Source organism: Streptomyces sp. NPDC050560 (assembly GCF_044457285.1).
Taxonomy (GTDB): domain Bacteria; phylum Actinomycetota; class Actinomycetes; order Streptomycetales; family Streptomycetaceae; genus Streptomyces.
In genome coordinates, this window is sequence record NZ_JBITGT010000015.1 from 21,137 (window position 1) to 43,357 (window position 22,221).

Annotated in this window: 19 protein-coding genes and 6 tRNA genes; 14 read left to right on the forward strand and 11 right to left on the reverse strand. The window is 75.1% G+C overall.

What is annotated here, in order from left to right:
• Positions 1 to 3: 3 nt before the first annotated feature.
• Both ACIBIW_RS29450 and ACIBIW_RS29455 read left to right on the forward strand, forming a co-directional pair.
• Complete coding sequence (locus ACIBIW_RS29450) at positions 4 to 1,179, forward strand: glycerophosphodiester phosphodiesterase (protein ID WP_399340322.1); 1,176 nt, start codon at positions 4 to 6, stop codon at positions 1,177 to 1,179.
• 194 nt (positions 1,180 to 1,373) lie between these two features.
• Complete coding sequence (locus ACIBIW_RS29455) at positions 1,374 to 1,886, forward strand: GNAT family N-acetyltransferase (RefSeq protein ID WP_399340598.1); 513 nt, start codon at positions 1,374 to 1,376, stop codon at positions 1,884 to 1,886.
• A gap of 22 nt (positions 1,887 to 1,908) precedes the next feature.
• Here the strand turns inward: ACIBIW_RS29455 and ACIBIW_RS29460 are convergent, their stop codons facing one another.
• Positions 1,909 to 2,295, reverse strand: a complete 387-nt coding sequence (locus tag ACIBIW_RS29460; RefSeq protein WP_399340600.1) for a hypothetical protein — start codon at positions 2,293 to 2,295, stop codon at positions 1,909 to 1,911.
• Between the two features lie 112 nt (positions 2,296 to 2,407).
• The gene (locus ACIBIW_RS29465) at positions 2,408 to 2,767 is read right to left on the reverse strand and encodes a hypothetical protein (RefSeq protein ID WP_399340324.1); all 360 of its coding nucleotides are present in this window, start codon (positions 2,765 to 2,767) and stop codon (positions 2,408 to 2,410) included.
• Between the two features lie 177 nt (positions 2,768 to 2,944).
• Here ACIBIW_RS29465 and ACIBIW_RS29470 point away from each other — a divergent pair, with 177 nt between their 5' ends.
• From ACIBIW_RS29470 to ACIBIW_RS29495, 6 genes are all read left to right on the forward strand, one after another.
• Positions 2,945 to 3,592 (forward strand): GNAT family N-acetyltransferase, encoded by a 648-nt coding sequence (locus ACIBIW_RS29470; protein ID WP_399340326.1) that lies wholly within the window; start codon positions 2,945 to 2,947, stop codon positions 3,590 to 3,592.
• Between the two features lie 178 nt (positions 3,593 to 3,770).
• Positions 3,771 to 4,991 carry a precorrin-6y C5,15-methyltransferase (decarboxylating) subunit CbiE gene (gene cbiE, locus ACIBIW_RS29475; protein WP_399340328.1) on the forward strand — a complete coding sequence of 407 codons (1,221 nt, stop codon included), beginning with the start codon at positions 3,771 to 3,773 and terminating at the stop codon, positions 4,989 to 4,991.
• A gap of 421 nt (positions 4,992 to 5,412) precedes the next feature.
• The gene (cobT, locus tag ACIBIW_RS29480) at positions 5,413 to 8,655 is read left to right on the forward strand and encodes a nicotinate-nucleotide--dimethylbenzimidazole phosphoribosyltransferase (RefSeq protein ID WP_399340330.1); all 3,243 of its coding nucleotides are present in this window, start codon (positions 5,413 to 5,415) and stop codon (positions 8,653 to 8,655) included.
• Between the two features lie 163 nt (positions 8,656 to 8,818).
• A complete protein-coding gene (gene cobA, locus ACIBIW_RS29485; RefSeq protein WP_399340332.1) occupies positions 8,819 to 10,111 on the forward strand; it encodes a uroporphyrinogen-III C-methyltransferase in 1,293 nt (430 codons plus the stop codon).
• On the forward strand, positions 10,108 to 10,998 hold the full coding sequence (locus ACIBIW_RS29490) for a TrmH family RNA methyltransferase (protein ID WP_399340334.1): 891 nt from the start codon (positions 10,108 to 10,110) through the stop codon (positions 10,996 to 10,998). Before cobA ends, ACIBIW_RS29490 begins: the two co-directional genes overlap by 4 nt.
• Before the next feature lie 160 nt (positions 10,999 to 11,158).
• Complete coding sequence (locus ACIBIW_RS29495; protein WP_399340337.1) at positions 11,159 to 12,694, forward strand: alpha/beta hydrolase; 1,536 nt, start codon at positions 11,159 to 11,161, stop codon at positions 12,692 to 12,694.
• A gap of 85 nt (positions 12,695 to 12,779) precedes the next feature.
• Here ACIBIW_RS29495 and ACIBIW_RS29500 read toward each other — a convergent pair whose 3' ends face one another.
• The gene (locus tag ACIBIW_RS29500) at positions 12,780 to 13,460 is read right to left on the reverse strand and encodes a response regulator (RefSeq protein WP_399340339.1); all 681 of its coding nucleotides are present in this window, start codon (positions 13,458 to 13,460) and stop codon (positions 12,780 to 12,782) included.
• Entirely contained in the window at positions 13,461 to 14,750 is a 1,290-nt protein-coding gene (locus tag ACIBIW_RS29505) for a sensor histidine kinase (RefSeq protein WP_399340341.1), read from the reverse strand.
• Between the two features lie 135 nt (positions 14,751 to 14,885).
• Between ACIBIW_RS29505 and ACIBIW_RS29510 the strand changes: the two genes are divergently transcribed.
• A complete protein-coding gene (locus tag ACIBIW_RS29510; RefSeq protein ID WP_399340343.1) occupies positions 14,886 to 15,728 on the forward strand; it encodes a DUF1206 domain-containing protein in 843 nt (280 codons plus the stop codon).
• A 32-nt stretch (positions 15,729 to 15,760) separates the two neighbouring features.
• Here the strand turns inward: ACIBIW_RS29510 and ACIBIW_RS29515 are convergent, their stop codons facing one another.
• The gene (locus ACIBIW_RS29515; protein ID WP_399340346.1) at positions 15,761 to 17,047 is read right to left on the reverse strand and encodes a protein kinase; all 1,287 of its coding nucleotides are present in this window, start codon (positions 17,045 to 17,047) and stop codon (positions 15,761 to 15,763) included.
• Positions 17,048 to 17,464: 417 nt separating this feature from the next.
• On the opposite strand from ACIBIW_RS29515, the gene ACIBIW_RS29520 reads away from it, so the two are divergent.
• The 3 genes from ACIBIW_RS29520 (at position 17,465) to ACIBIW_RS29530 (ending at position 19,261) form a co-directional block, all read left to right on the forward strand.
• On the forward strand, positions 17,465 to 17,671 hold the full coding sequence (locus ACIBIW_RS29520; RefSeq protein WP_399340349.1) for a hypothetical protein: 207 nt from the start codon (positions 17,465 to 17,467) through the stop codon (positions 17,669 to 17,671).
• A gap of 248 nt (positions 17,672 to 17,919) precedes the next feature.
• On the forward strand, positions 17,920 to 18,897 hold the full coding sequence (locus ACIBIW_RS29525) for a phosphotransferase family protein (RefSeq protein ID WP_399340351.1): 978 nt from the start codon (positions 17,920 to 17,922) through the stop codon (positions 18,895 to 18,897).
• A gap of 67 nt (positions 18,898 to 18,964) precedes the next feature.
• Positions 18,965 to 19,261 (forward strand): zf-TFIIB domain-containing protein, encoded by a 297-nt coding sequence (locus tag ACIBIW_RS29530; protein ID WP_399340353.1) that lies wholly within the window; start codon positions 18,965 to 18,967, stop codon positions 19,259 to 19,261.
• Between the two features lie 289 nt (positions 19,262 to 19,550).
• Here the strand turns inward: ACIBIW_RS29530 and ACIBIW_RS29535 are convergent.
• From ACIBIW_RS29535 to ACIBIW_RS29560, 6 genes are all read right to left on the reverse strand, one after another.
• Positions 19,551 to 19,622: transfer RNA gene (locus tag ACIBIW_RS29535), tRNA-Val, on the reverse strand.
• A gap of 28 nt (positions 19,623 to 19,650) precedes the next feature.
• Positions 19,651 to 19,726: transfer RNA gene (locus ACIBIW_RS29540), tRNA-Val, on the reverse strand.
• A gap of 24 nt (positions 19,727 to 19,750) precedes the next feature.
• Positions 19,751 to 19,822 (reverse strand) — tRNA-Val (locus ACIBIW_RS29545).
• A gap of 30 nt (positions 19,823 to 19,852) precedes the next feature.
• Positions 19,853 to 19,924: transfer RNA gene (locus ACIBIW_RS29550), tRNA-Val, on the reverse strand.
• A gap of 1 nt (position 19,925) precedes the next feature.
• Positions 19,926 to 19,999 (reverse strand) — tRNA-Cys (locus ACIBIW_RS29555).
• A gap of 36 nt (positions 20,000 to 20,035) precedes the next feature.
• Positions 20,036 to 20,108 (reverse strand) — tRNA-Gly (locus tag ACIBIW_RS29560).
• Positions 20,109 to 20,448: 340 nt separating this feature from the next.
• Here ACIBIW_RS29560 and ACIBIW_RS29565 point away from each other — a divergent pair.
• Positions 20,449 to 21,270 (forward strand): aminotransferase class IV, encoded by an 822-nt coding sequence (locus ACIBIW_RS29565; protein ID WP_399340355.1) that lies wholly within the window; start codon positions 20,449 to 20,451, stop codon positions 21,268 to 21,270.
• Between the two features lie 115 nt (positions 21,271 to 21,385).
• On the forward strand, positions 21,386 to 22,210 hold the full coding sequence (locus tag ACIBIW_RS29570) for a GNAT family N-acetyltransferase (RefSeq protein ID WP_399340357.1): 825 nt from the start codon (positions 21,386 to 21,388) through the stop codon (positions 22,208 to 22,210).
• The last annotated feature ends 11 nt before the right edge of the window (positions 22,211 to 22,221 follow it).

Below are 22,221 nucleotides of genomic sequence, written 5' to 3' on the forward strand. Positions count from 1 at the left end.
CCCATGGCGAAGCAGGGGTCGAACGAGCAGCGGGGCAGCGGCCCCGGCAGGCGGGCGCTGCTGGGCGCCGCGGCGCTCGGAGCGGGCGGCGCCGTCGTCGGCCTGCCGGGCACCGCGAGCGCGGGCACCTCCCACGGGGGCGGCCACGGCGGGAAGGGCGGTTACCGGGGCCTGCCCGAGATCACCATCGTGGGCCACCGCGGCACCGCGGGCTACCGCCCCGAGCACACCCTCGGCTCGTACCAGCTCGCCCTCGACATGGGCGCGCACATCGTCGAGCAGGACGTCGTCCCCACCAAGGACGGCCACCTGGTGTGCCGCCACGAGAACGACATCACCGGCACCACCGACGTGGCCGACCACCCCGAGTTCGCCGACCGCAAGACCACCAAGTCGGTCGACGGCAACGAGATCACCGGCTGGTTCACCGAGGACTTCACCCTCGCCGAGATCAAGACGCTCCGCGCGATCGAGCGCATCCCCGAGAACCGCCGGCACAACACCCTGTACGACGGCCACTTCGAGGTCCCCACCTACGAGGAGGTGCTGCGCTGGGCCGACGAGCAGGGCCGCAGGCGCGGCGCGCCCGTCTGGCTGTACGTGGAGACCAAGCACCCCACCTACTTCCGCGGCATCGGCCTCGGCCTCGAAGAGCGGCTGGTGAAGCTGCTGCGCGCGTACGGGCGGCACAAGAAGGACTCCCCGCTGATCCTCCAGTCCTTCGAGCCCACCAGCATCCAGCGGCTGTCCAGGATGGTGGACTCGCCCGCCGTCGTCCTGCTCGACGTCGCCGGGTCGCGGCCCTGGGACTTCACCACGAGCGGCGACCCCCGCACCGTCGACGACCTGGTCACCCCGAAGGGCCTGAGGTGGATGGCCTCCTTCGCGCAGGGCATCGGCCCCACCCTCGACCTGATCATCCCGCGGGACGCCGACGGCAAGCTCCTCGACGAGACCACGCTGGTACGGGACGCGCACGCCGCGGGCCTGATCCTGCACCCGTACACCATGCGCAACGAGAACACCTTCCTGCCCGCCGACTACCGCACGGGCGACGACCCCAACGCCTACGGGGACGCCTTCGGCGCCTTCAAGCGGTACTTCGACACCGGGATCGACGGCGTCTTCACCGACAACGCCGACACCGGGCTGCTCGCGCGGCAGGAGTACCTGGGCTGACCTGGGCTCTCCCGATGCGGGCCGGGCGGGCCGCGCGCCCTGCGGCCTCGCCCGGCCCGCACGCGCCGGCCACGGCGCACTTGCGCTCCCGCTCGACCCGCGCCACGTTGTGTAAATCACAGGTTGCAGTCCATGACCCACGGGGAAAGGACTGATGGACAACGGCGGAGCAGGTGAGCGAGAGGCATGCACACATGGGCATGAGCGTGACCATCTCTGCGGCGGACGAGCGTGACGCCGAGCAGATCCTGAAACTTCAGTTCCTGTGCTACCAGAGCGAGGCCGAGCTGTACGGCGACTACGGCATCGAGCCGCTGACCCAGACCCTTGCCCAGCTCACCCAGGAGCTGGCGGGCGGGATCGTGCTCGTGGCGAAGCTCGGCGACGAGGTCGTGGCGTCGGTGCGCGGCACTGTCGACGCGGACGGCACGGGACGCATCGCGAAGCTGATCGTCCACCCCAGGATGCGCAGGCACGGCCTGGGCGGCAGGCTGCTGATCGCGATCGAGCAGCGGCTCTTCGCCGACGGCGCCGCGGGCGCCGCACAGCGCTTCGAGCTGTTCACGGGCCACCGCAGCGAGCGCAATCTGCGGCTGTACCAGAAGCACGGCTACCAGCGGGTGGGCACCGACCGGGTCGGCGACACCCTCACGACCGTGACGCTGTCCAAGCCCGCCGGGGCGCACGCCTACGTCACGAGCGCCTGAAGGGCCGACGCACGCCTCCTGCTCAGGGCGCCGTCGTCGCGCGCGCCCTGCGCAGCCAGAACACCGCGGTCACCGGCAGGATCACGGGGATGAACACATAGCCCATGCCGTAGTCCGACCAGACCGTGGCGTCGGGGAACGCGGACGGTTCCACCAGCGTCCACGTCCCCACCGTCAGCACGCCCGCCAGCTCGGCCACACAGCACACCAGCGCCGCCCTGCGCGCCGTCTCCCCGCCGCGCACCAGCGAGTACGTGATGAAGCCGTAGACCACCCCGGCCACCGCCGACAGCGCGTACGCCAGCGGCGCCTTGTCGAAGTCGCTCGCGATCTGGACGACGGAGCGCGACACCGCGCCGACCACCATCACCCCGTACACCCACACCAGGACGATGCCGGGCCCGCCGATGAGGCGGCGCCGCGCGGGCCCGGCCGCGCCGTCCCCCGCGCCCTCTCCCGGGCCCGTCCCCGCGCCTTCCCCGGCGCCCTGCTCCGGCGCGTTCTCCTCGGTCACGGCCACCTCAGCCTCCCCAGATGTCGAAGAGCCGCAGTTCCAGCACCGCGAGCACGACACCGCCCGCCGCGGCCGTCACGGAACCCCAGCGGGTGCGCTCCGCGAGCGACATGAACCCGGCCACCGGCACACACGCCAGCGCCGCCACCAGATACGCCACGAACACCGTGGTGCCCTGCTCCGGCTTCTCGCCGCGCCCCAGCTCGACCACCCCGACCACGAGCTGCGCGACGGCGAGCAGCGCCACCACGGCCATCCCGATCAGATGCCAGTCCTTGGTGGGCTGGTCGCGCAGCGCGGCGAAACCGCACCAGAGGGCGAGCACGAGACCGGCCGCGGCGATCACGGCCGTCAGGGCATCAAGCATGCCGCCGACCCTATTACGCGGGCCCGCCACGCCCCCGCCCGGCCCCGCGCACCGCGGGCGCGACCCCCGCCCCCGTGGTGCGGAAACGCCCGGCGATCCGGCATCCTGGGTCATTCGGCAGTCCGGCGGGTACCGCCCCCGAAGGACTGAAGGCCCCCGCAGGTTACGGAGCAGCGCATGACACTCTCCTTCCCGGACGTCTCCATCAGCACGGAAAGGTTGGTGCTGCGCCCCCTGGAGGAGCCCGACGCGCCCTCCCTGACCGAGATGCTCAACGACGAACTCATCGTGTCCTGGACCTCGGTGCCCACCCCGTACACCGAGGACCACGCCCGCGCCTGCATCACCCGGCACGCGCCCGCCCAGCGCACGGGCGGCCGCGGCATCGTGCTCGCCGTCACCGAGTTCCTGACCCAGCGCCTCGTCGGTGTCGTACGGCTGCGCGGCGCCGACTGGAAGATCCGCTCCGCCGAACTCGGCTACGCCGTCGCCCCCTGGGCGCGCGGCGAGGGCTACGCGGCCGAGGCCGCGCTCGCCGTCGCCCAGTGGCTCTTCGCCGACCAGCGCTTCGAGCGCCTCGAACTGCGCACCGCCGCCGACAACACCGCAGCCCAGCAGGTCGCCCAGAAGATCGGCTGTATCAGCGAGGGCGTGCTCAGAGGCGCCTGGATAGCCCGGGCGAAGGACGACGAGGGGCACTGGCACGACACCCGCACCGACCTCATCGTCTGGAGCCTGCTGCCCGAGGACCTCGAAGGCCCCGGCAGCCCCGGCGAACAGCTCGCCGAGGCGGGCGGCTTCACCGTTTTCTCCGACTGGAGCTGACCCCGGGCGCCGGCCGCGGTACCTGCGCGCCGGACCCCGGGGACGGGCGGGTACGCTCACCGGGGCCCGTACGCGCGCCCGGCGCGGCGCCCCGCACCCCGGGTCCCGCGGACCCCCGCACCGGCGGCGCGCACCCCCCACCCGACGGCCCACGAGAACCACCAGGAGACAGACGACGATGGCCGACCGGGTCACGGTGATCGGCTGGGACGGCACCCCGCTGACGGACGGGGCGCTCTCCGCCCTGTCGGCCGCCACCCTCGTGGCGGGCGCGGCCCACCACCTGGCACTGCCCGAGATCCCGCGGCGCGCGGAGCGCGTCAGACTCGGCAGCGTCCCGCTCGCCGCCCGCAGGATCGCGGGCCACCGCGGCACCGCCGTCGTGCTCGCCGACGGCGACCCCGGCTTCTTCGGCGTCGTACGCGCCCTGCGGGCCGCCGAGTTCGGCTTCGAGGTCGAGGTGGTCCCCGCGGTCTCCTCGGTCGCCGCCGCCTTCGCCAGGGCCGGGATGCCCTGGGACGACGCCCAGGTCGTGGTGGCCCACCCGCGCAGCCTGCGCCGCGCCGTGAACGTGTGCAGGGCGCACGCCAAGACCGCCGTCCTCACCTCGCCGGGCGCGGGCCCCGCCGAACTCGGGCTGCTCCTCGAAGGGGTGCCCCGCACCTTCGTCATCTGCGAGGAGCTGGGCACCGAGCGGGAGCAGGTCTCCGTCGTCACCTCGGACGCCGCCGCCGACCGCGCCTGGCGCGACCCCAACGTCGTCCTCGCCATCGGGGGCCCCGTGGAGGGCGAGACCGGCTGGATCGCGGGGCGCGACCCCGGCTCCGTGCGCGGCTGGGCGCTGCCCGCCCACGCCTACGGCGAGCCGCTGGGCGAGGGCGAGAGCGGCGGGCTGCGCGCCGCCCAACTCGCCCACCTCGGGCCCCGGGTCGGCGACCTGGTGTGGGACATCGGCTCCGGCAGCGGCGCGTTCGCCGCCGAGGCCGGGCGGTTCGGCGCCGCCGTCATCGCCGTCGACCAGGACCCGGACGCCTGCGCCCGCGTCCTCGCCACCACCCGCAGGTTCGGCGTGCCCCCGCAGATCGTGCACGGCACCGCGCCGCACATCCTGGACAACCTCCCCGAGCCCGACGTCGTACGGATCGGCGCCGGGGGAGCGCCCGTGGTCTCCGCGGTCGCCGACCGCCGCCCCGAGCGGATCGCCACCCACGCCGGAAGCCTCGACGAGGCCGAACTCGTCGGCCGCGCCCTGGAGGAGCACGGCTACGCGGTCCACTGCGCGCTGCTCCAGTCCGTCGACCTCGACACCCGGGCCTGGACCGAGACCGAGCGCAGCGTCGCCTTCCTCATCACCGCGACCCTCGACCAGCGCGGCGAGCGCCGCGATCCCGGGCACTGACCGGCGTACCGGTCCCGTAATCGCACACAGAGTCGATTGCGACTCCGACCCGTGATCCCGTGGCCCTGCCTGGCGAGGTAGGCTGACCGACCGTTGTACTGCATTCGGGTGTTCTGTGATGTGGTCGCTCAATATCCGGAACACCCGGAATACGTGGCCGTTTTGGCACGCCCGCGGTACGGCGGAGCCGGTGGACGCGCAGTGTGGCGCAGTCCACAGGGGACCGTGGCCAAACCAACCGCCACGGTGGCGGACCGGCCGGAACAATGCCCGTTGACGACGGCGACGGCGGTCCGTACGTGCCGCGCGGCGCGCACGCTCGTTCTTCATGGAGGGCGGTCGGTGCGCCGCTCCGGGCGCACCCCGGTCGCGTACGGGGGGCACGGTCGAAGGAGCACTAACCGATGGGCGAGGGGTACGCATGACCGACACCGGCCAGATCCCGGCCGAGGGACTGCCGGAGAACGCAGGCAACGGGACGGTGTCCGGGCCCGCGCAGGGCCACGGCACCCGGCAGCAGGACGACCGGCCGCCGGGCTCGCACCCCCACCTCGCTCCCTCCGGACCCCAGGCCGAGTACGACGACCAGCTCCTGATGCCGCGCGCCCAGGGCGCCTGGGGCGAGACCCCGCCGCCCGAGCCGCAGCAGCCGGAGCAGGGTAGGCCCGCCGCGCCCCGGCGCCCCCTCCACCTGGGGCCCCAGGTGCCCGACCCGTCCGCGAGCCCCGTCAGGTCGCTCGCCGACCGCGGCCCCGCGGGCGCGCCCGTGCCCCAGGCCCCCGGCCCCGAGGCCGACTTCGCCGCCCAGCAGGCCGACCCCGCCCTGGCGGGGCCCCAGCTCGCGGCGGGCCCGCACGGCGGCACCCCCTGGGCCGCGCCGCCCGGGCCCGACCCCGCCTTCGCCTACGCGGCGGAGCCCGCGGCCCAGCAGGGCGGGCCCACGGGGGAGTTCCACCCCGGGCAGCCCCCGCTCCCGGACGCCCCCGCCTACCCCGACCCGTCCTACGGCTACGAGCAGACCCCCGAGGCCGCCCAGCAGTACGGCACCGGACCCGCCTCGGGCCAGCACTACCTGCCCGAGAACGCGGCCGAGATGGGCTACCCGCCCGACGCCGCGCCCGGCTACGCCCCCGGGCCCGAGGGCGGCTACCCGCAGGAGGGCGGCGTCGAGTACGCCCCCGAGGGCGGCGGCGGCTTCCCGCAGACCGCGCCCGGCTACCCCGCGGAGCCGCTGTCCTCCGGCCCGGTGCCGGGCCCCGCGACCGGCGAGGGCCCGCTGCCCGTCGGCTACCCGGGCGCCGAGCCCTACCCCGACGGCTTCGCCGCGGGCGGGGAACCCGGCGCGTACGGGGCCGAGCCCCTGGGGCAGTTCGTGCCCGTCGAGGGGTCCGTGCCCACCACCCCGCACCTGGCACCCACCCCGCCCCACCCGCTGACCATCCCCGACCAGGACCCCGAGCCGGTCCCCGAGCCCGGGTACGTGGACGAGCAGCACCCGCCCGCCGAGGCGGTCGCGGACGCGATCGCGCAGGCACAGGACGCGCCCGAGCACCCCGAGGCGCCCCTCGCCCCGCAGCAGCCCGAGCAGGACCACACCCCCGCGCCCGTTCCCATGGTCTTCGCGCCCGAGCCCCACGAGGAGCCCGGGGGGCCCGACGGCTTCCCTCCCGAGGCCCCGGAGGTCGCCGCGCCGACCGAGGAGCCCGCGCCCCACGGCGAGCCCGCCGCGCCGCCGCAGGCACAGGACGCCGTCCAGGATCCCGCCGACACCCCCGCGCCCGACGCGCCCCCGGCCACCGCCACGGTGCCCGCGCCCCGCGACGGCGAGCAGCCGGAGAGCGCGTCGCCCACCCCGCCGCCCTTCGCGGTGCCCACCGTCGCCGCACACCCCGACGAGCAGCAGGCTCCCGACGCGGAGCCGGGCGAGCGCGGCGCCCCCGCCCCCGGCTACGCGGACGCCGAACGGGACGCCGTACTGCGCGTGATGCGCGAGCGCCGCGACATCCGCAACGGCTTCCGCCCCGACCCCATCCCCGACGACGTGCTGCTGCGGGTCCTCGAAGCCGCGCACACCGCGCCGAGCGTCGGCCACTCCCAGCCCTGGGACTTCGTCGTCATCCGCTCCGCCGACACCCGCCGCACCATGCACGAACTGGCGATGCGCCAGCGCGAGGCGTACGCGAAGTCGCTGCCCAAGGGCCGCGCCAAGCAGTTCAAGGAGCTGAAGGTCGAGGCCATCCTCGACACCCCGGTGAACATCGTCGTCACCGCCGACCCCACCCGGGGCGGACAGCACGTGCTCGGCCGCCACACCCAGCCCCAGATGGCGCCGTACTCCTCCGCGCTCGCCGTCGAGAACTTCTGGCTCGCCGCCCGCGCCGAGGGCCTCGGCGTCGGCTGGGTCAGCTTCTTCGACGAGCGCGAGATGGTGCGCGCCCTCGGCCTGCCGGAACACCTCGACGTGGTGGCGTACCTCTGCGTCGGCTACGTCGACGAGTTCCCCGACGAGCCGGAGCTGGCCCAGGCCGGGTGGTCCAAGCGCCGCCCGCTGTCCTGGGTGGTCCACGAGGAGACCTACGGCCGCCGGGTGCTGCCCGGCTCCGAGCCGCACGACCTGCTCGCCGAGACCGTCGCGGGCATCAGGCCCCTCGACGCCAAGGCGCTCGGCGAGGCGTGGGAGCGGCAGAAGCGCATGACCAAACCTGCGGGGGCGCTCGGCATGCTGGAGATCATCTCCGCGCAGCTCTCCGGACTCTCCCGGATGTGCCCGCCGCCGGTCCCCGAGCCCGCGGCGGTCGCCGTGTTCGCCGCCGACCACGGGGTGCACGCCCAGGGCGTCACCCCCTGGCCCCAGGAGGTCACCGCCCAGATGGTGGCCAACTTCCTCGGCGGCGGCGCGGTGTGCAACGCGTTCGCGACCCAGGTCGGCGCCGAGATCTGCGTGGTGGACGTCGGCGTCGCCACCGAACTGCCCCCCAGTCCCGGCCTCGTACCCCGCAGGGTGCGTGCCGGGACCGCCGACATGACCCAGGGCCCCGCGCTCACCCGCGAGGAGGTCAAGGCCGCCGTCGAGGTCGGCATCGAGACCGCGCGCGACCTCGTGGCGGCAGGCAACAAGGCCCTGCTCACCGGCGAGATGGGCATCGCCAACACCACCGCGTCCGCCGCCCTGATCGCCGTCTTCACCGGCTCGGAGCCCGCCGAGGTCACCGGCAGGGGCACCGGCATCAACGACGAGACCCTGTCCCGCAAGACCGACGTGGTGCGCCGCACCCTCGAACTGCACAAGCCCGACCCCTCCGACCCCATCGGGGTGCTGGCCGCGATCGGCGGCCTGGAGCACGCCGCCATCGTCGGCCTGCTGCTCGGCGGCGCCTCACTGCGCACCCCGGTGGTCCTGGACGGCGTCAGCGCGGGCGCCGCGGCCCTCGTCGCCCACGCCATCGCCCCCGAGGTGCTCGCCGCCTGCATCGCGGGCCACCGCAGCGCCGAGCCGGGACATCCCGCGGCGCTCACCAAGCTGGGCCTGCGCCCCCTGGTCGACCTCGACCTCAGGCTCGGCGAGGGCACCGGCGCGCTGCTCGCCCTCCCGCTCATCCAGAGCGCCGCCCGCGCCATGCACGACGTGGCGACCTTCGACTCCGCGGGGGTCACCGAGAAGTAGCGGCGGCACGGCACACGGGCGGCCCGGGGGCGGCACCCCCCGGGCCGCCCGCGCGTGACCCGCCCGCCCCGAAGCCGCCCCCCAGCACCCCGCGCGCACCGCCCGTACCGTAGAACCCGAACGCCCGCCCGGGCCCAGGCCCGCCACGTCCGAAAGGCCCCGCATGGCCGACCATCCCCCGTACCCCGTCGGCCTGAGGCTCACCGGCCGCCGCACCGTCGTGCTCGGCGGCGGGCAGGTCGCCCAGCGGCGGCTGCCGGCGCTGCTCGCCGCGGGCGCCGACGTCGTCCTGGTCTCGCCGAGCGCCACCGCCTCGGTACAGGCCATGGCGGACCGCGGCGAACTGCGCTGGGAGCGGCGCCGCTACGCCCCCGGCGACCTCACGGGGGCCTGGTACGCGCTCATCGCCACCAGCGACGCCGACGCCAACGCGGCGGCCTCCGCTGAGGGCGAGCACGCACGGGTGTGGTGCGTGCGCGCCGACGACGCCGAGGCCGCCACCGCCTGGACGCCCGCGAGCGGACGCAGCGCGGGCGTCACCGTCGCCGTCCTCACCTCGGGCCTCGCCGGGCGCGACCCGCGGCACACCGCCGCCGTCCGCGACGCGGTCCTGGAGGGCCTGCGCGACGGCACCCTCGTCGCCCCCAGGCACCGGGACCGGGCCCCCGGCGTGGCCCTCGTCGGCGGCGGCCCCGGCGACCCCGACCTCATCACGGTGCGCGGCCGGCGGCTGCTCGCCGAGGCCGACGTGGTCATCGCCGACCGGCTCGGCCCGCGCGACCTCCTCGACGAACTCCCCCCGCACGTCGAGGTCGTCGACGCCGCGAAGATCCCCTACGGCCGCGCCATGGCCCAGGAGGCCATCAACGCCGCGCTGATCGAGCACGCGCGGGCGGGCCGCGCCGTCGTACGGCTCAAGGGCGGCGACCCCTTCGTCTTCGGCCGCGGCATGGAGGAGGCCCAGGCGCTCGCCGCCGCCGGTATCCCCTGCACCGTCGTCCCCGGCATCTCCAGCTCCATCTCGGTGCCGGGCGCGGCCGGCATCCCCGTCACCCACCGGGGCGTGGCCCACGAGTTCACCGTCGTCAGCGGCCATGTCGCCCCCGACGACGCGCGCTCCCTCGTCGACTGGGAGGCGCTGGCCGCGCTGCGCGGCACCCTCGTCGTCCTGATGGGCGTCGACAAGATCGACCGTATCGCCGCCGCCCTCGTCGCCCACGGCCGCGCCGCCACCACCCCCGTCGCCGTCGTCCAGGAGGGCACCACCCCGGGGCAGCGCCGGGTGGACGCCACCCTCGCCACCGTCGCCGAGGCGGTGCGCGCCCAGGACGTCAGACCGCCCGCCGTCATCGTCGTCGGCGCCGTCGTCGATGTGGCCGCCGAGGCCGACACGGTCGGTACGGGCCCGGTGGCCGACCCTGCGGCCGACGGGGGAGCGGGCGGGGCCGGGCGATGACCGAGCCCCTCACCATCACCGACCCCGACGACCCCCGCCTGTACGACTACACCTCCCTCACCGACGTCGAGCTGCGGCGCAGGCGCGAGCCCGCCGAGGGGCTCTTCATCGCCGAGGGCGAGAAGGTCATCCGCCGCGCCAGACGGGCCGGCTACCCGATGCGCTCGCTGCTGCTCACCCCCAAGTGGGCCGAGGTCATGAGCGACGTCATCGCGGAAGCCACCGCGCCCGTCTACGAGGTCACGCCCGAAGTCGCCGAGCGGGTCACCGGCTACCACGTGCACCGCGGCGCCCTCGCCTCCATGGCACGCGCTCCCCTGCCCCCGGCCGCCGAGGTGCTGGCGGGCGCCCGCGGGACCGCCATACCCGAACCGGTCGACGACCGCAACGCCACCGGCGCGACGCCGCGATCGGCGCCCCGCAAAGACGCGGGTCGGCGCGTGGCGATCTTCGAGGACCTGGTGGACCACGCGAATCTGGGGGCCGCGTTCCGCAACGCGGCGGCGCTGGGCGTGGACGCGGTCTTCCTCACACCCCGCTGCGCCGACCCTCTGTACCGACGCGCCGTGAAGGTGTCGATGGGCGCCGTCTTCCATGTCCCCTGGACCCGGCTGGCCTCGTGGCCGAAGGACGCCGAACTGTTCCGCCGGTACGGCTTCGTGACGGCCGCCCTGTGCCTCTCCGAGAAGTCGATCACCATGGACGAACTGGCCGCCCGCCGCTACGACAGGCTGGCGCTCATTCTCGGCACCGAAGGCGAAGGACTGTCGGCCGACGCCCTGCGGGTGGCCGACGAACGGGTCCGGATTCCCATGGCCGCGGAAGTGGACTCCCTCAACGTCGCCGCGGCCTCCGCCGTCGCCTTCTACGCGACCAGGCTCAGGTAACCGGTGTCCGCGTCGGCCGCCTCCGCCCTGCGGGGGAGGCCACCCCCGCCCCAGGGCGAAGCCGACCGTGTGCCGTCGGCCGATGTGCCGTCGCGAGCCACGGCCGAGCATGGGCCTGTGCCGGATACCCCGGCGAAGCGGGCGCACAGGAGGACCTCGCATGCAGCGCACACCACTCTCCGTCACGCTGGGCACCGTGGCCGCCCTGGCCATCGCGGCTGCCGGGGCGCTCGCGGCGTGGCCGGACGAGGACGGGCACCGCCCGGTCACGGCGGCGGAGAACCGCGCGCGGAAGGCGCAGGAGGCGAAGCGGGAGAAGCAGCAGGAGAAGGCGGGGCTGAAGTGGGGCGACTGCCCGAAGGGTCTTGCGGCACCCCGCCTGCAATGCGGAAGCCTGAAGGTCCCGCTGGACTACGACGACCCGGACGGCCGGACGATCCGTATCGCCCTCACCCGGATGGCGAGCAGCGACCCGGACCACCGGCGCGGGACGCTGCTGACCAATCCGGGCGGCCCCGGCATGTCGGGGCTCGGCTACCCGGCGCTGCTGGCGAAGGCAGGACTGCCCGACGATGTGCAGGACGCGTACGACATCATCGGCATGGACCCGCGCGGCGTCGGCGCCAGCGCCCCGGTGACCTGCGACCTGACGGCGAAGCAGTTGGCCCGCGGCAACTTCCCTTCCTTTGCCGGAAGTCCGGCGGAGGTCACCGCCGAGGCCACGTACGCGAAGACCGTCGCGGGACAGTGCGCGACATCCCGGACCGCCGCCGTGCTGCCGCACCTCACCACCGCGAACACCGCCCGTGACATGGACCGGGTGCGCGCCGCCCTCGGCGAGGAGAAGATCTCCTACTTCGGCCAGTCGTACGGCAGCTACCTCGGGAGCGTGTACGCGACGCTGTTTCCCGACCGGGGCGACCGCATCGTCCTGGACAGCAACCTCGGCCCCGGCGGGTACGACGCGACGGCGTTCCGACTGCTGGCCCGCGGCATGCGGGACCGCTTCCCCGACTTCGCCGCCTTCGTGGCGGGCAAGCCCGAGTACGGTCTTGGCCGCACTCCGGAGCAGGTGGCCGCCACGTACGACGACCTGGCGGAGCGGCTGACGGAGAAACCGGTGGACGGGATCGACGGAACGCTGTTCCGCGGCATCAGCCTCGAATACCTCTTCTCCGACGCACGCCTGCCGGAACTGGCGAAGCTGTGGCAGGCCCTCGACCACGGCGGGCCGCTGCCGTCCAAGCCCCCGGCAGCCGCCTCCGACAACACCGCGGCGAGCCGGCTGCACGTGCTGTGCAACGACTCGCGCTGGCCGCGGGACATCGCCTCCTACCAGCGCAGCGCCGCCGCCGATCGCACGGCGTACCCGATGCTGGGCGGTTCGACGGGCAATGTCACGCCCTGCGCCTTCTGGCCCGAGCAGCAGGACAAGCCCGTACGGATCGGTGCCGAGGGCCCGTCGGACATCCTCCTGGTGCAGAACGAGCGGGACCCTGGGACACCGCTGGCCGGGGCCCGGAAACTGCGCGACGCGCTGGGCGAGCGGGCCAGGATGGTGACGGCGGACCAGGGCGGCCACGGCGTCTACCCGTTCGGCACGAACACCTGCGCCAACGACGCGGTGACGGCATTCCTGACGGACGGCGAGCGCCCGCAGAAGGACCTCGCCTGCACGGCGCAGCCGAAAGGCTGAGCCGCCGGACGGGGGCAGGGGAGCCGGAACGGCAGCCGCGGCACGGGGCCGGGGGAGCGGTCCTGTCCCCGCGCTCCGGCGCCCCTCACTCCTCGGCGTCCCGCACCAGCAGGGCGAGGCGGACCCGGTTACGGACCCCCAGCTTGGTGAACACGCTGCCGATATGGGCCTTGACGGTGGCGACACCGACGCCCATCCGCGCGGCGATCTCGGTGTTGTCGAGGCCCTCGGCAATGCCACGGGCCGTCTCGCCCTCACGCGCCGTCAACGCGGACAGCCGCTCACGGGCCGCCAGCCGGACAGCCGCCCTGCCGTGCCGGGAGCCCGGAGCGGTGGCCGCGGCGATCACCCGGGCAGCGGCCGCCGGGGACAGCACGGGCCCGCCCTCGGCCACCATGCGCACGGCGTCGACGATCCTGGCCGGTGGCGTGTCCTTCAGCACATAGCCGTGCGCCCCGGCCTGGAGGGCGCCGAGCACCAGGTCGCCCGAGTCGAACGTGGTGAGCATCAGCACGCCCGGCGCAGCGGCCCCCGCCGCCAACTGCCGTGCCACGTCGATGCCGTCGCTGCCCGGCAGCCGCACGTCCAGCAGTACGACGTCGGGCCGGTGCAGGTCCACGGCCGCAAGCGCCGACGCGGCGTCGTACGCCTCGGCGACGACCGTCATGTCGTCCTCGCGTTCGAGGACGACCCGCAGCGCCAACCGCACCAGCTCCTCGTCGTCGACGAGCACCACCCGCAGGCTCCCGGGCTTATCGGACGCCATTCACGCACCCCCGTCGAAAACGGACCCGGCCAGGGGCAGGCGCACCGTCAGCAGATGGCCGCCGTCGGGCGCGGGGCCGTGCTCCAGCGTGCCGCCGAGCAGCCCGACACGCTCGGCCAGGCCCGCGAGCCCCAGTCCTGACGCCGGTGGCGCGGCGGTCGTCGTGGCGGCGGACGGGCCGGTGCGGACACGGACGCGGAGCGAGCCGCCCCCGCCCCCGTCACCGCCGTCGTCGAGAAGAACCTCCACCCGCCCGTCGGGCGCGTGCTTGGCAGCGTTGGTCAGGCCCTCCTGCACCGTCCGGTAGCAGGTGCGGCCCACCGCCGCCGCGGGCTCAGCCGACACGGCGACGGACAGCGCGACGTCCAGCCCGGCGCGGCGGGCCTGCGCCACAAGCTCCGGGATCGCGGCGAAGGACGGTACGGCGGGCACCGCGCCGCCCCGGCCGTCTTCCGCCTCCGTACCGGCCCGCAGCACTCCCAGCACGTCCCGCAGCTCCCGCAAGGCCAGCCGGGACGCGTCGGCGATGCCACGCACCAGCCTCCTGTCCTCCCGCGCCGGAACGGCGTCGCGGTGCTCCAACGCCCCTGCCTGCAAGGCGAGCAGGGAGATGCGGTGCGCGAGCACGTCGTGCATCTCCCGCGCGATACGAGCGCGCTCCCGCACCCGCGCATGCTGTTCGAGAGCGGCGCGCTCCCGCCGCGCCCCCGCGGCGCGGGCCCGCAGCGACGCCACCTCGGCCCGCCGGGCGCCCACCGCCACCCCCAGGGCCACCAGCACACCGGCCGTCACCAGCAGCCACACGGCAAGCCCCCACCCCGTGCCCTCCGCAGGGCGCCCCACGGGAAAGCGGCCCTGGCCGACGACGGAGGCGGCGGCATAGAGCACCAGCACGCCGCCGATCTCCCGGGGCCGACGCCGGGCAGCCAGCGACACCAGCGCCAGAAATGCCGCGCCGGTGGCCATCGCCGAGGTGGTGGAGGCGACGAGGACGGCGGAAGTGACGACGACCGGCCGGTACCGACGCCACCACAGCAGCACGAGGCAGCCGAGCGCCACCACCGGGTCCCCGTACCGGTACCAGGCCCCGAGGCCGCCGGGGCGCTCCCAGGCGAGCACCACACCGGCCGCCAGCCAGACGGCCACCCCCAGCGCGAAGGCCGCGGACAGCCGCCACCCCTGGCGGCGAGGCTCGGCCCCGGACGGCTCGTCCCGCGCCGTCGCCGCGACCGTGGCCGTCGCGCGCGCCCTCACCGGGGCCGTCCCCGCCGTGCCTCGTTGTGCCGCCACCCGACGCCTTCCCTCGCATCCGCCGCACCGTGGCCGCTCCCGGCTCCGGTCCTTCTCCGCGCATGCCCCGCGGGGCGGTCGGGCACGCGGCACGGCAGAAGCCTCCTTGACGGGATCGCGGGTAGTCATGGCCGTATGACAGCCCAAGCAGCAAGACCAACAGGCCGACGCGGCGCCAGACGTGTCGCGGACAGCAAGGCGGTCGAGGTCGGTGCCCGCGCGGGCTTTGTCGCCCGCGGGGTGATCTACGCTCTGGTCGGGGTGCTGGCCGTGCGCATCGCGTTCTCCGACGGCGGCGGGCAGCAGGCCGACCGGGGCGGCGCACTCGCGGAGATCGCGGACAAGCCATTCGGCGGCGTCCTGCTCTGGCTGTTGGGCGTGGCCCTGGCCGGAATGGCGCTGTGGCGCCTGTCGGAGGCCGTGTTCGGACGGGCCGGGAAGGACGGGGGCAAGCCGGGCAAGCGCCTGATGGCGGCCGGTCGCGCGGTCTTCTACGGATTCGTCGCGTACTCCGTCCTCGCCTACGCGGCCGGTGCGAAGAGCAGCGGGAGCGGATCGACGGACAAGCGGACCGAGGACGTCACGGCCAGGATCCTCGGATGGCCGGGCGGCCAGTGGGTGCTCGCGGTCGCCGGAGTCGGTGTGGCGTGCGCGGGCGTGTGGATCGCCGCGCGGGCCGCGATGCGCAAGTTCCACAAGCACCTGAAGCGGGCGAAGATGTCACGGCACGAGCGCCGCACGGTGGACTTCCTGGGCATATTCGGCGGGATCGCACGCGGTGCGCTGTTCGCGACGGCGGGCGCCTTCGCCGTGGCGGCCGCGGTCCAGCACGAGCCGGGGAAGTCCAAGGGCATGGACGACACCCTGCGTTCCTTCGCCGACACCCCGGTCGGGCCGTGGCTGCTGGTCCTGATCGCCGTCGGTCTGATCGCCTTCGGGCTGTTCTCGTGGGCCCACGCCCGCTGGCGCGCCGTCTGACGGCGGCTCAGCCGCCCGTCGACCGCCCGCCCTCAGCCGCCCGCGGCCCCGGACGGCGCCGAGCTGTGGGTCCCGCCCGGCAGCGGGCCGAGCCCGTCCGCCGGGCCCTGGCAGCCCTGGGCCGCCGCGATGCCCAGCGCCACCAGCAGCGTCACCACCACGAACACGATCAGCCGCTGCCGCAGCAGCCGCGGATTGGCGGGCCCGCGCCCGGCGCCCGTCGGCCGCGGCGCCGGACGCCCCGTGCCCGAGCCGCCGCGCGAGGCCGGGCGCCGCTGCTCACGGCCCTGCGGCCGGGACTTGCCCTGGCCGCCCGGGTGCGAGGGGCCCGGCTGGAGCCGCGGGCGGCCGCCCCCCTGGTGCCGGGGCGGGGGAGTACCGGCACCGCCGGGGCGGCGCTGGGTGCGCTGCTGCGCGTACTCCTCCGCGAGCCGCCCCGTCGGCCGGTCGGGCTCGCCGCGCTGCGCGGGCGGGCGCGCCTCCGAGATCCCCTGCGCCTCCCGCGCCGCGATCTCCTTCAACCGCAGCGAGAGCTGAAGCGTGCTGGGACGTTCCTCCGGGTCCTTGGCGAGGCAGGCGCTCACCAGCGGCGCCAGCGCGTCGGGCACCCCGCCGAGGTGGGCCTCCTCGTGCACCACCCGGTAGAGCATCACCTCGGAACTGCCGTGCCCGAAGGGCGAGTCCGCGGTGGCCGCGTAGGCGAGGGTGGCGCCGAGCGCGAACACGTCGGTCGCCGGGGTGACCGCCGCGCCCCGCACCTGCTCGGGCGCGAGGAACCCGGGGGAGCCCACCGCGGTGCCGACGTGCGTGAGGGTGCTCGCGCCTGTCGCCCAGGCGATCCCGAAGTCGATGATCCTGGGGCCCTTCGGCGACAGCAGGATGTTCGACGGCTTCAGGTCGCGGTGCACCACACCCGCCTCGTGCACCGCCACCAGGCCCTCGGAGAGCGCCGCGCCCACCGCCGCCACCTCGGCCGCGCTCAGCGGGCCCTCCTCCGCGACCCTGTCGTGCAGCGAGGGCCCCGGCACGTACTGCGTCGCGAACCAGGGCCTGTCGGCCTCCAGATCGGCCGCCACAAGACGCGCCGTACAGCCGCCGCGGATACGGCGGGCCGCCGACACCTCGCGCGCGAAGCGCGACCTGAACTCCTGGTCCTCCGCCAGGTCCGGCCTGATCACCTTCAACGCGACCCGCTGGCCCCGCTTGTCGGAGCCGAGATAGACGACGCCCATGCCGCCGGCGCCGAGCCGCCGGTGCAGCCGGAAGGAGCCGACGACTCGCGGGTCCTCGCGTCGGAGCCGCATCATCGCCATGTCCATCCCCGCTGCCCGGTACGTCTGACGAGCGACAGCTTACGGGACCACCCCCGCCCACGTGGGGACCGCCTTGGCGACCGTCACCCCGGCCCCGCGCCCGCCGTCCCGCGGCCGACGCGCACGCCCCCTCCGGGTAGACCCCGAGACATGGTCCGCACTCTCCACCCAGCGGAGTACACGTCCGCGCGATGGTCATCCTCCGGGAGGCCAGGCAATCGGTACGAGGGCATGACGTGCCGGAGCGGCCCCGCCGCCTACGTTTGAGGGCAAGCGGCGGGTGCAGCACTCGTCCCCCGAGGTCAGCCACCCGCCGCTGCGGCAAGGACGCATGGCGGGCGGCGGCACCCCGAGGTGACGCGGCCACACGGCGGCCGCCGCCCGGCACGACGGCAGCGCGAGGACACGAGCGGGAGAGGGACCATGGCGGACACGGCACCGCGGACGATGATCCGCACCAAGGGGCGGGCGGCGCGTTTCGCGCCGCGGGCCCGCCGGTCCGGCAACCGCCACCCCCTGGTGGCGGTGGCGATGGTCCTGCCCCTCGCGGCCCTGCTCGCGGTCGTGTTCGGCGGCTGGGACGCGGTGGTCGCCCAGGCGTCGTCCGTGGGCGTGATGCTGGGGCGCTGAGCGGCGCCCCTGACCCGGGAGAGCGGCCCGGGTGGGGACATCCCGGCCTGGAAACCCCGTGGGGACGGGGGTAGGCGGACGACACAGACGCTCGCGCAGCTGGGGAGCTGCGCGAGCGTTGCCGCGTTCCTGGCCCCTCTCCGCGGCCCCACGTGCACGCATACGTCGGCCCGTGCCCGTGCCCTGCCCATACCCGCCGCCTGCCCTAGGCTTCGGGTCCGTTGGCCGTACGACGCTGGGGGAGTTGGGTGGACGTCGCGGAGGTCGCCGAGGGGGTACGCGCGACGGTCGGCGCCCTGGCGCACCCGGGCGGCGCCACGTGCCGCTGCCCGGCGGGTGAGTCGGTGCTCGTGGGGCGCGGCGAGGCGTATGTGCTGCGGCACGGCGACACCGTCGCCAAGGCGCACGCGGCGGACACGGGGGAGCGTGAACTCGCCCTCCGGGTACGGGTGGCGGCCGACCCGGCGCTGCGCGGGACACTGCTCGCGCCCCTGGAGGACACCCCGCGCGCCGCGGCCGGACGCCACGTCACCCTCTGGCCCTTCGGGGCGCCCGTCGACCCCGACGCGCCGGAGCGCGCGCCGTGGGAGGCCGCGGGCCGGCTGCTCGCGCTGCTGCACCGGGTCGACACCGCACGGCTGCCGGGACCACCGCCCCCGATGCGCGGCCCCGCGAAGGCGGCCCGCGCCGTCGCCCTGCTGCGGGCCGCCGGGCCCCGTGAGGCGAGCGCCGACGTGCTCGCGGCCTGGGAGGCGCTGCCCCCGTGGGCCCGCGGAGAGGCGCCCGCGCCGCGGCGCGCGCTGTGCCACGGCGACCTCCACCTCGGCCAACTCGTGCGGCACCCGGCGCCCGAAGGACCGTGGCGGCTCATCGACGTGGACGACCTCGGCCTCGGCGAGCCCGCATGGGACCTGGCGAGGCCCGCCGCCTGGTACGGCTGCGGGCTGCTCGGGCCCGCCGAGTGGGACCGGTTCCTCCGCGCCTACCGTGCGGCGGGCGGCCCCGCGGTGCCCGCCGACGGCGACCCCTGGCCCCACCTGGACGTACCGGCGCGCGCCCTGGCGGTGCAGACCGCGGCGCGCGCCCTCACCAAGGCACACGAGGCCGGCCGCCCGCTCGACGAGGCGGAGCGCGCGGTCGCCGAGGCGTGCGGCCGGATGGCCTCGGCGGCGGTGGCCGCCCCGGGAGACCCGTACTCGGGCCCCCGGCACTCCGCGGCCACGTAGGGTTCAGTCAGCCGGGGCACGCCGTGTCCCGGCGAAGTCATCGCGACCGGTGAGGAGTTGAGGCGACATGCAGTGTCCCAAGTGCCATGCGCCCATGCACACGTACAACCGCAACGGGGTGCAGATCGAGCAGTGCAGCGGCTGCCGCGGGATATTCCTCGACTACGGGGAGCTGGAGACCCTGAGCAGGATCGAGTCCCAGTGGTCCCAGCCCGCGCCGCCGCCTCCACCGCCGGCCGGCTACCCGGCGGGCGGCTACCCGGCGGGCCCGGCCTGGGGCGCGGGACACGGTGGCCACGGCGGTCACTACGGGCACCACGGCCACCACCACAAGAGCTTCGCGCACATGCTCTTCTCCTCCTGATCACGCCCTTCTACGAGGCGTACGGCGGGGGTCTCCCGGCCCCCGCCGCGGGCGGTGCGGGCGCGGCCCGCCGGGGCCCGGGGCGCCGGGGGAGAGCCGCATTCGTACGGCGAGCACGGCCGTCGCGGGGGCCCTGCGGGGCCGCCGGGCACGAACCCCGTCGCCATCCGCGCCCGCGGCCCGGTGCGTGCCGTGATCCGCCCGGCGAGCGCCGACGCGAGTGACACCACGCACGACAAGGGCGACGTGCCTCCGCGTGCTTCGCGGACCCACGTCGCCCTCACTGCCGTGGACGATACTGGGATTGAACCAGTGACCTCTTCCGTGTCAGGGAAGCGCTCTCCCGCTGAGCTAATCGTCCTCGCCGCCCCGGCAAGGGGGCGGTGCGGTGCGCGATACTGGGATTGAACCAGTGACCTCTTCCGTGTCAGGGAAGCGCTCTCCCGCTGAGCTAATCGTCCTCGCCGCCCCGGCAAGGGGGCGGTGCGGTGCGCGATACTGGGATTGAACCAGTGACCTCTTCCGTGTCAGGGAAGCGCTCTCCCGCTGAGCTAATCGCGCGGGGAAATCCGCTGTGACCAGGGATTTCAGTGGACGATACTGGGATTGAACCAGTGACCTCTTCCGTGTCAGGGAAGCGCTCTCCCGCTGAGCTAATCGTCCTTGGAGGTGGAGACGGGATTCGAACCCGTGTAGACGGCTTTGCAGGCCGTTGCCTCGCCTCTCGGCCACTCCACCCCGGAGTGTGGGGCCTGGCGTGCACCCCCACTGTCGAGCGGACGACGAGGCTCGAACTCGCGACCTCAACCTTGGCAAGGTTGCGCTCTACCAACTGAGCTACGTCCGCATACCGTTTCGCTTCGCAAGCGCGTCCCGGCGATGAGGGGAACTTTAGCGGATTCCCGGGCCAGCACAAAAAAGGGTTTCAGCAGCGTGCTGGCCCGGGCCCCGCGGTCCGCCGCAGGAACGCCCCGCCCGCGCGGTCCGCCTCGGCCCGGTGCCCACGCGCTCCCCTCCGACACCGGGCGGCTCCGGGCCGCCGTCACGGGGGTGATGGACAATGGTGAACGGGAAGGCTGTGGTGGGCGGGGCGCGCCCGGGGGCCGGTCTCCGGTCCTGGGCGGGCTGTGGTTTCCGCGTTTCCCGCGTTTCCCGCGCACAGAACCGCGACAGGTGGAGGGCGAACGGTGAGGATCTGGCTGGACGGCGCGCTGCGGGAGACCGGGAGCGCGCGGGTGCCCGCACTCGACCACGGGCTGATCGTGGGCGACGGGGTCTTCGAGTCGCTGAAGGCGGTCGACGGGCGGCCCTTCGCGCTGACCCGCCACCTGGACCGGCTCGCACGCTCCGCGCGCGGCCTCGGGCTGCCCGCGCCCGACCGCGACGAGATCCGCGCCGCCGTCGACGCGGTGCTCGCCGACGAGCCCGCGCCGCTGCACCTGGTGCGCATCACCTTCACCGGCGGCATCGGGCCGCTCGGCTCACACCGCGCCGAAGGCGCCCCCACGCTGGTCGTCGCGGCCCACCCGGCGTCCCCCGCGCGCCCGGTCTCCGCCGCGGTCACCGTGCCCTGGACCCGCAACGAGCGTGGCGCGCTCGCCGGCCTGAAGACCACCTCGTACGCGGAGAACGTGATCGCGCTCGCCCGCGCCAAGGAGCACGGCGCCACCGAGGCCCTGTTCGCCAACACCGGGGACCGGCTCTGCGAGGGCACCGGGTCCAACGTCTTCGTGGTCCTCGACGGCGAACTGCGCACCCCGCCGCTGGACTCCGGCTGCCTGGCGGGCATCACCAGGGCGCTGGTGCTCGAATGGGTCGGCGCCACCGAGACCGACCTGCCGTTCGACGTGCTGGAGCGCGCCGACGAGGTCTTCCTGACGTCGTCCATGCGGGACGTCCAGGCGATCGACCGCCTCGACGGGCGCGAACTGCCGGGCGCCCCCGGCCCCGTGACCGCGAAGGCCATGCGGGTGTTCGCCGAACGCGCCGCGGACGACATGGACCCGTGACGGGCGTGTGCCCGCGCGTGGTGTGCCGCCGCGGCGGGCACGCGCGCGGGCGGGTCCCCGCCGGTGTGGGCGGGGGCATGGCCGCCAGGCGGTGCCCCGGGGTAGAACTCTGTCGATGACCACGACCCTGCGGCCCACGGTGCCGCTCCAGCGCGGCGCGGGCGGCGACCTCTCCCGCCACTACGAGGTGTGTGTCAACGGCCGCCCCGTGGGCAGCGTCCAGCTCGCCACCCATCCCGACTTCGGCCCCTCGGTGGCGTGGCTGGAGAAGATCTTCATCGAGGAGCCGGACCGCGGCCGCGGCCGCGGCACCGTCGCCGCGCTCGCCGCAGAGGAGGTCGCGCGCGGCTGGGGCTGCACCCGGCTTGAGGCGTCGGTGCCCGCCGACTCCCCGGCCGCCGTACGTCTTGGCGAGGCCCTGGGCTACACCGAGCGCAACCGCTCCCTGCGCAAGGCGCTGGCGGAACCCGCCCCCGCGCTGCCCGCGGGCAGCAAGGCGAGGCCGCTGACCGCCGCCGAGTACCCGCGGTGGTACGAGGCGGGGCGGCGGCGGTACCAGGACACCTGGGTCGGGCAGGGCCTGTCCGAGGACGAGGCCGGGGCGCGGGCAGGGCGCGAGTACGCGGCGGCGCTGCCCGAAGGTCTCGCCACCCCCGACCAGGTCATCAGGGTGCTGGAGCACGAGGGCCGCCCGGTCGGCACGGTCTGGGTCACCCGCAGGCCCCTGGGCGGCTTCGTGCTGAACGTGCTGGTCGAGCCGGAGTACCGGGGCCGCGGCCACGGCAGGACTCTGATGCGTGTGGCCGAGGCCGAGGTGGCCGCGCTCGGCTGCACGGAGATCATGCTGAACGTGTTCGCACACAACACCCCGGCGATGCGGCTCTACGAGCAACTGGGGTACCGGCCCGTCGAGCACCACCTGCTGAAGCCGCTCGGCTGAGGGGCCGCGCC